This window comes from Streptomyces sp. P17, from assembly GCF_032436805.1.
Classification (GTDB): Bacteria; Actinomycetota; Actinomycetes; order Streptomycetales; family Streptomycetaceae; genus Streptomyces.
This window is the reverse complement of record NZ_JAVRBF010000129.1, coordinates 1-6,641: the sequence shown is the minus strand read 5'-3', so window position 1 is coordinate 6,641 and position 6,641 is coordinate 1. Positions and strand designations below refer to the sequence as shown.

The following is a 6,641-nucleotide window of genomic DNA, read 5'->3' as shown; positions in this document are numbered from 1 at the left end:
CACCATGAGCCGGAGTCCCATCAGCAAACCGCGGCACACCATGAGCCGGAGTCCCATCAGCAAACCGCGGCACACCATGAGCCGGAGTCCCATCAGCAAACCGCGGCACACCACCCGGAGGCGTCCCGTCAGACGCGCCTGGACCCCCCGGCGCCGCCCCCTGAGGAGCCCCCCGCCGTCCCGTCCTGTCCGCTGCGTCTCCCTTGGGCGCAGGCCCCCGCCGACTGTGGCGTCCCACGGGCGCCTCAGCTCCCCGCGGTCCCGGTCAGTGCCTCACCGTCGTCCGAGGCCGCGTCGGCACCACCGCTCTCGACCTCGGCGAGCAGTTCACGGAACGCCCGGGCCACCACGTCCGGATACTCCATCATCGCCACATGCCCCGCCTCCGGCAGGCTCAGCAACCGGGATTCACGGAAGGCGCGGGCCGCCCGCCGGGCCATGCGGTAGCCGACAAGCTGGTCACGGCCGCCGTAGACGAGGAGCGTCGGGGCGAGGACGCGCTCGGCCTGGCGCCAGAGCGCGTGCTGGCCACCGAGCGTGTAGGCGTTGACGATCCCGCGCGCGGAACGCCCCATCGCGTCCCAGAAGTACGGCAGTTGCAGCCGCCGCTCCATCTCCTCCACGGCGTTGCGGAACCCCTCCGGGCTCACCCGCCCGGGATCGCCGTAACAAAGGGCGAGAACCCCGCGCACCCGCTGCTCCGCCGACCACTCCCTGGTGAGCCGGGTGAAGAGCGTGACCACTCCGGGCAGCGCCAGCAGCGCGGTGGGCACGGCGGAGCGCTGGACTCGGATCTCGGGAAGGGCGGGCGACACGAGCGTGAGCGTACGGACGAGATCGGGCCGGACGGCGGAGACGCGCGTGGCGACCGCGCCGCCGAGCGAGTTGCCGAAGAGGTGCACGGGCCCGCGCCCGGAGGCGTCGAGGTAACGGATGACCGCACGCGCGTGGGCGGTGATCGAGTAGTTGCCGTCGTCCGGCGGCGGGGAGTCACCGAAGCCGGGCAGGTCCACGGCCTCGCCGTCGACGTCCGCCTCCAGTTCCCGCATCAGGTCCGACCAGTTCTGGGAGGAACCGCCGAGCCCATGGACGAACAACGCCGGAGGCAGCCCCGCGCGGGCCGGCGGCCTGGACCGAACCGTCAGCGTGATTCCCGGCAGCCCGACCGAGCGCAGCCGCTCACCCTCCGCGACCCTGACGGCCGACACCTTCGGAAGTACGTTGGCCGCCGGGGCGGCGGACGGCAGCTCGGTCGAAGACATGCGGCAATGTTACGAGACGATCACGCAGTGGTTCATGTGTTCGCCGTCACAAGCGGCCGGAGTGTCCCAGCCGACCCGCCACCCCGAAAACGCGTCCGAACGACGATCCCAGTGCGCATGGAGTGACCTTACGGACGCGGATCGCATAGCGTCCGGATCGGGTGTCTCCTAGGCTCGTACAGAGGGCACCCGCGTGTGGCCCCTGCTTCTCTCAGGGACGTTCGTAGGAAGGGAGCCCACCATGGCCGTAGACCCCAGCGACCCCGAGACGTTCGAGGACGAGGAGACCCAGGAAGCCCAGGAGTTCGACGTCGAGGCCCCACCGGCCGACGCGGCCGAGCAGCAAGCCGATCTCGCGCCCGACCGCGACGACCCGCTGACCGACGTCGACGAGGACCGCGCCAACGTCGCCGACCTGGCGGAACAGGCCCGGATCGTCTCGCACGACGAGGACGACTATCGGTGACCGGCGACGCCGGAGGGCACGGCTGAGCAGGAGGGAGGCGGATTTTTGCCCCGCTCACCCCGCTTTGAAACCTTCCGTACGGCTTTCACCACCGTCCGGTCCGTGAAATTCTGCGCTCGCACCGCGCAAACCCGGGTTACCGAAAAGTACGATGGCGGCGCGGCGCACACCGCATGTGGACGACTTTGGGAGGCGGCGTGACAGCCATCGAGCAGACAGAGGCGGCACGCCCGCGAGGGACGCGCCTGCCGCGCCGTGCCCGACGGAACCAGCTGCTGGGCGCCGCGCAGGAAGTCTTTGTGGCGCAGGGATACCACGCGGCCGCGATGGACGACATCGCCGAGCGCGCCGGCGTCAGCAAGCCGGTGCTCTACCAGCACTTCCCGGGCAAGCTCGATCTCTACCTCGCCCTGCTGGACCAGCACTGCGAGTCCCTGATCCAGGCCGTACGCCACGCGCTCGCGTCGACGACCGACAACAAGCAGCGCGTACGGGCGACCATGGACGCGTACTTCGCGTACGTCGAGGACGACGGCGGTGCCTTCCGCCTGGTCTTCGAGTCGGACCTGACCAATGAGCCCGCCGTGCGCGAGCGCGTGGACAAGGTCACGAACGAGTGCGCGGAGGCGATCTGCGACGTCATCGCCGAGGACACGGGCCTGTCCCGTGCCGAGTCGATGCTGCTGGCCTCCGGTCTCGGCGGCCTCGCCCAGGTCGTGGCCCGCTCCTGGCTGCACAGCGACCGCAGCGTCCCGCGCGACCAGGCGGTGCAGCTGCTGACGTCGCTCGCCTGGCGGGGTATCGCGGGCTTCCCGCTGCACGGCACCGACCAGCACCATTGACGACCGTTTGTTCCCACGCGATGTTCGCTCCTGGCGTTCTTGCGCGGAGCGTGCACGTCCCCTCACCGGGCTAATGTGTGCTGGGTACAGCGCGGAAGGTCGCGCACTTCACTGACCGTCGGAGGGACATAGCCGTGGAGGTCAAGATCGGCGTGCAGCACGCGCCCCGCGAGATCGTTCTGGAGAGCGGTCAGACTGCCGAGGAGGTCGAGCGGGCGGTGTCCGAGGCGCTGGCCGGCAAGTCTGCGCTGCTGAGCCTCGTGGACGAACACGGCCGCAAGGTCCTCGTCCCGGCCGACCGTCTCGCGTACGTCGAGCTCGGCGAGCCGGCCCCGCGCAAGGTGGGCTTCGGCGCGCTGTAAGCAGCAGCTGCACAGGAGGGCCCGGCGGTTACCGAAGTTACCGAAACCGCCGGGCCCTCCGTCGTTCCTCCATCGCTCCCCCACCCGTACTCCTTCACGAATGGAGCACAGGTCGACCACAGAGGAGGATTGGATTCCGCAGGTCAGGGGTATGACGGGCTACGACCGTATCGAGCAGGCCGGCCATGTGGGAGGGACCCCAACATGCTCTTGGAAGCGCTGAGTTCCGCGATCCTCGGCCTGGCCCTGTCATGGGCGGCGGCCCACCGCCTCCCCCACCGCCTGCCCGCCCGCACCCTGGTCCTGTCGACCGGCGTGGCAGGCGCCCTCTTCGGCGCCTTCATCACGCACACGGCACTGGACCTGGGCAACCTGTTCCTGATCCTGGCGGGCGCGGCAGCGGTCTCGGTGGCGTCCCTTTCGCTCCTGCTCCGCCCGTCGGGAAGACGACTGGGCCGCAGGGCAACAGCCTGAACAGTCAGAACTGATCAACAAGCGGCCCTGGTCCACAGAAGGTGCGCGGGGAACTGCGCGCCCAGCCCCCACGCACCCGCACCCGCAGCCGCAGCCGCAGCCGCAGCCGCGAGTCAAACAGCGGCCCCCCACACACAGAGCGCTACGCCGCCAACCCCAGCGCAGCCATCCGCTTCGTGTGCGCCTCGGTGATCCGAGAGAACATCCGCCCGACCTCAGCGAGATCGAACCCGTCGGCCACCCCGCCCACCAGCATGGTCGACAGCGCGTCCCGGTCCGCGACCACCCGCTGGGACTGCGACAACGCCTCGCCCATCAGCCGCCGCGCCCACAGCGCGAGCCGCCCGCCCACGCGAGGATCCGCGTCGATGGCCGCACGCACCTTCTCCACGGCGAACCCGGCGTGCCCGGTGTCGTCCAGCACGGCCAGAACCAGCTCGCGCGTGTCCGAGTCGAGCCGAGCCGCGACCTCCCGGTAGAAGTCGGAGGCGATCGAGTCACCGACGTACGCCTTGACGAGCCCCTCCAGCCAGTCCGACGGCGCCGTCTGCTTGTGGAAGCCGTCCAGCGCGGCGACGAACGGCTCCATCGCCCGCGTCGGCTCCTCACCGATGGACGTCAGCCGGTCGCGCAACTGCTCGAAGTGGTGGAACTCGGCCGACGCCATCTTCGCCAGCTCCGCCTTGTCCGCCAGCGTCGGCGCCAGCTTGGCGTCCTCCGCGAGCCGTTCGAACGCCGCCAGCTCCCCATAGGCGAGCGCGCCGAGCAGATCGACGACCGCGGCGCGGTACTGCGGGTCGGCGGAGGCCGTCGCCCAGTCCTGGGCGGCGACGCCGGTGTGTTCGACGGGGGCTTCCGAGCTGTCCGGGGCGGGGTCAGGCTTGTCAGAGGTGGTCATGAAGCGCACAATAGCCCGCTCGTCGCGCGGGGGAAGTCCCTGGTCAATCAGTGTGACGACGACTACGTGACCAATTCGGCCATCGCATGTGCGCGATTCCGGGGTATGGTGGTAATGCGCCTGCTGAGTACGTCGACGCAGTTCGACGATGTCTCGACGGGCCGCACGTATGAGGATGCCCGGTCGGTGGCCCGATCGGCTCCGACCCGACAGCCCCTCGTCCGTACGGCACAGTGCGTACGGATTCCCGGGGGGACACCCTCAGCGGTACGAGCGCTAGAGCGTCGGCAGTGGTCCCGTGCCTTACGGCCCGACCGTATGGCAGCCGACGTCCCCCGGCACGGTCCGTCAAAGACCCCCGCGCTCGCCTCGCACCGCGCACACAGAAGAGGCAGCACCCTGACTACGACTTTCCGCGATCTCGGGATTCTCACCGAGACGGCCGAGGCCCTCGAAGCCGTCGGCATCATCAACCCCTTCCCCATCCAGGAGATGACGCTCCCCGTCGCCCTCTCCGGCACGGACGTCATCGGCCAGGCCAAGACCGGCACCGGCAAGACGCTGGGCTTCGGTCTTCCGCTCCTTGAGCGCGTCACCGTCCCCGCCGACGTCGAGGCCGGGCGCGCCAAGCCCGAGGACCTGACCGACGCCCCGCAGGCGCTCGTCGTCGTCCCCACGCGCGAGCTGTGCACCCAGGTCACCAACGACCTGCTGACCGCCGGCAAGGTGCGTAACGTCCGCGTTCTCGCCATCTACGGCGGCCGCGCCTACGAGCCTCAGGTCGAGGCCCTGAAGAAGGGCGTCGACGTCATCGTCGGCACCCCGGGCCGGCTGCTGGACCTCGCGGGCCAGAAGAAGCTGAACCTCGCGCACATCAAGGCGCTCGTCCTCGACGAGGCCGACGAGATGCTCGACCTGGGCTTCCTGCCCGACGTCGAGAAGATCATCAACATGCTGCCGGCCCGCCGTCAGACCATGCTGTTCTCGGCGACCATGCCGGGCGCGGTCATCGGCCTCGCGCGCCGCTACATGTCGCAGCCCACCCACATCCGCGCCACCGCGCCGGACGACGAGGGCCAGACGGTGCGCAACACCGCGCAGTTCGTCTACCGCGCGCACAACATGGACAAGCCCGAGATGGTCGCGCGCATACTGCAGGCCGACGGCCGGGGACTGGCCATGGTCTTCTGCCGTACGAAGCGCACGGCGGCCGATCTCGCCGACCAGCTCCAGCAGCGCGGCTTCGCCGCCGGCGCGGTCCACGGCGACCTCGGTCAGGGCGCCCGTGAGCAGGCGCTGCGCGCGTTCCGCAACGGCAAGGTGGACGTCCTCGTCTGCACCGACGTCGCCGCGCGCGGCATCGACGTCGAGGGTGTCACGCACGTCATCAACTACCAGTCGCCGGAAGAGGAGAAGACGTACCTGCACCGCATCGGCCGTACGGGCCGCGCGGGCAACACGGGTACGGCGATCACACTCGTCGACTGGGACGACATCCCGCGCTGGCAGCTGATCAACAAGGCGCTGGAGCTGAACTTCAACGACCCGCCGGAGACGTACTCCACCTCCCCGCACTTCTTCGAGGACCTGAAGATCCCCGCGGGCACCAAGGGCGTTCTGCCCCGCTCGGAGCGTACGCGCGCCGGTCTTGAGGCGGAGGAGGTGGAAGACCTCGGCGAGACCGGCGGCCGCGGTGGACGCGGGCGTGGTGGCCGGGGCGGTCGCGGTGACGGCCGGGACGAGTCCCGTTCCGCCGACCGTGAGCGTTCGGCACGTACGCCGCGCCGTCGCCGCCGTACCCGCGGCGGGACCCCGCTGGACCCGTCCGCGGCTCCGGCACCGGTCGGCGCGGACGCGCCCGAGGCGGTCCCTGCGGCCGAGGAGGCCACCCGCACCCCGCGCCGCCGTCGCCGCACCCGCAATGGCGCAGCGCCGGAGTCGGTGCCTGCCACGTCCGCTGTGACGGCGTCGGCGGAAGCCACACTCGACACAGCGGAGGCGACCACCGAGGCCCCGGCCAAGCGCCGCCGCCGCACCCGCAAGTCCGCGGAGCCGACGGCGAGTTCGGCGGAGCAGACGGTCGTGGAGACCCCGGCACCGCTCACGGAGCCCACGGCCTCCGAGCCCGAGCCCACCCAGCCGCGCCGCCGCACCCGCAAGGCGGCCGAGCCGGCCGCCGAGGTTGCGGTCGACACGGCGGAGACGGCAGAGGCGAAGCCGCGCCGCACGCGGAAGACGGCGGCCGAGACCGCGGTCGACACGGTGGAGCCGGTGGAGCCGGTGGAGCCGGTGGAGCCGGTGGAGCCGGTGGAGCCGGTGGAGCCGGTGGAGCCGGTG

General features: G+C 70.8%; 7 protein-coding genes. 5 read left to right on the top strand and 2 right to left on the bottom strand.

What is annotated here, in order from left to right; all coding sequences use genetic code 11:
- Window positions 1-245 precede the first annotated feature (245 nt).
- Complete coding sequence (locus tag RMT89_RS39440) at window positions 246-1,262, bottom strand: alpha/beta hydrolase (RefSeq protein ID WP_315888570.1); 1,017 nt, start codon at window positions 1,260-1,262, stop codon at window positions 246-248.
- Window positions 1,263-1,503: 241 nt separating this feature from the next.
- Here RMT89_RS39440 and RMT89_RS39435 point away from each other — a divergent pair, with 241 nt between their 5' ends.
- The 4 genes from RMT89_RS39435 (at window position 1,504) to RMT89_RS39420 (ending at window position 3,406) form a co-directional block, all read left to right on the top strand.
- A complete protein-coding gene (locus RMT89_RS39435; RefSeq protein WP_315888569.1) occupies window positions 1,504-1,728 on the top strand; it encodes a hypothetical protein in 225 nt (74 codons plus the stop codon).
- A gap of 197 nt (window positions 1,729-1,925) precedes the next feature.
- The gene (locus tag RMT89_RS39430) at window positions 1,926-2,570 is read left to right on the top strand and encodes a TetR/AcrR family transcriptional regulator (protein WP_315888568.1); all 645 of its coding nucleotides are present in this window, start codon (window positions 1,926-1,928) and stop codon (window positions 2,568-2,570) included.
- Between the two features lie 134 nt (window positions 2,571-2,704).
- Entirely contained in the window at window positions 2,705-2,932 is a 228-nt protein-coding gene (locus RMT89_RS39425; RefSeq protein ID WP_247468118.1) for a DUF3107 domain-containing protein, read from the top strand.
- Between the two features lie 204 nt (window positions 2,933-3,136).
- Window positions 3,137-3,406, top strand: coding sequence for a hypothetical protein (locus RMT89_RS39420; protein WP_315888567.1), 270 nt, complete (start codon window positions 3,137-3,139; stop codon window positions 3,404-3,406).
- 142 nt (window positions 3,407-3,548) lie between these two features.
- On the opposite strand, the gene RMT89_RS39415 is transcribed toward RMT89_RS39420, so the two are convergent.
- Window positions 3,549-4,313, bottom strand: coding sequence for a ferritin-like fold-containing protein (locus RMT89_RS39415; RefSeq protein WP_315888566.1), 765 nt, complete (start codon window positions 4,311-4,313; stop codon window positions 3,549-3,551).
- Window positions 4,314-4,622: 309 nt separating this feature from the next.
- Here RMT89_RS39415 and RMT89_RS39410 point away from each other — a divergent pair.
- Window positions 4,623-6,641 (top strand): DEAD/DEAH box helicase (locus RMT89_RS39410; RefSeq protein ID WP_315888565.1); only part of this gene is annotated, 2,019 nt, incomplete at its 3' end.

What these genes read in the sequence shown, in the direction of transcription:
- RMT89_RS39440 (WP_315888570.1), bottom strand. Translation starts at nt 1,262, where the DNA reads ATGTCTTCGACCGAGCTGCCGTCCGCCGCCCCGGCGGCCAACGTACTT.
- RMT89_RS39435 (WP_315888569.1), top strand. Translation starts at nt 1,504, where the DNA reads ATGGCCGTAGACCCCAGCGACCCCGAGACGTTCGAGGACGAGGAGACC.
- RMT89_RS39420 (WP_315888567.1), top strand. Translation starts at nt 3,137, where the DNA reads ATGCTCTTGGAAGCGCTGAGTTCCGCGATCCTCGGCCTGGCCCTGTCA.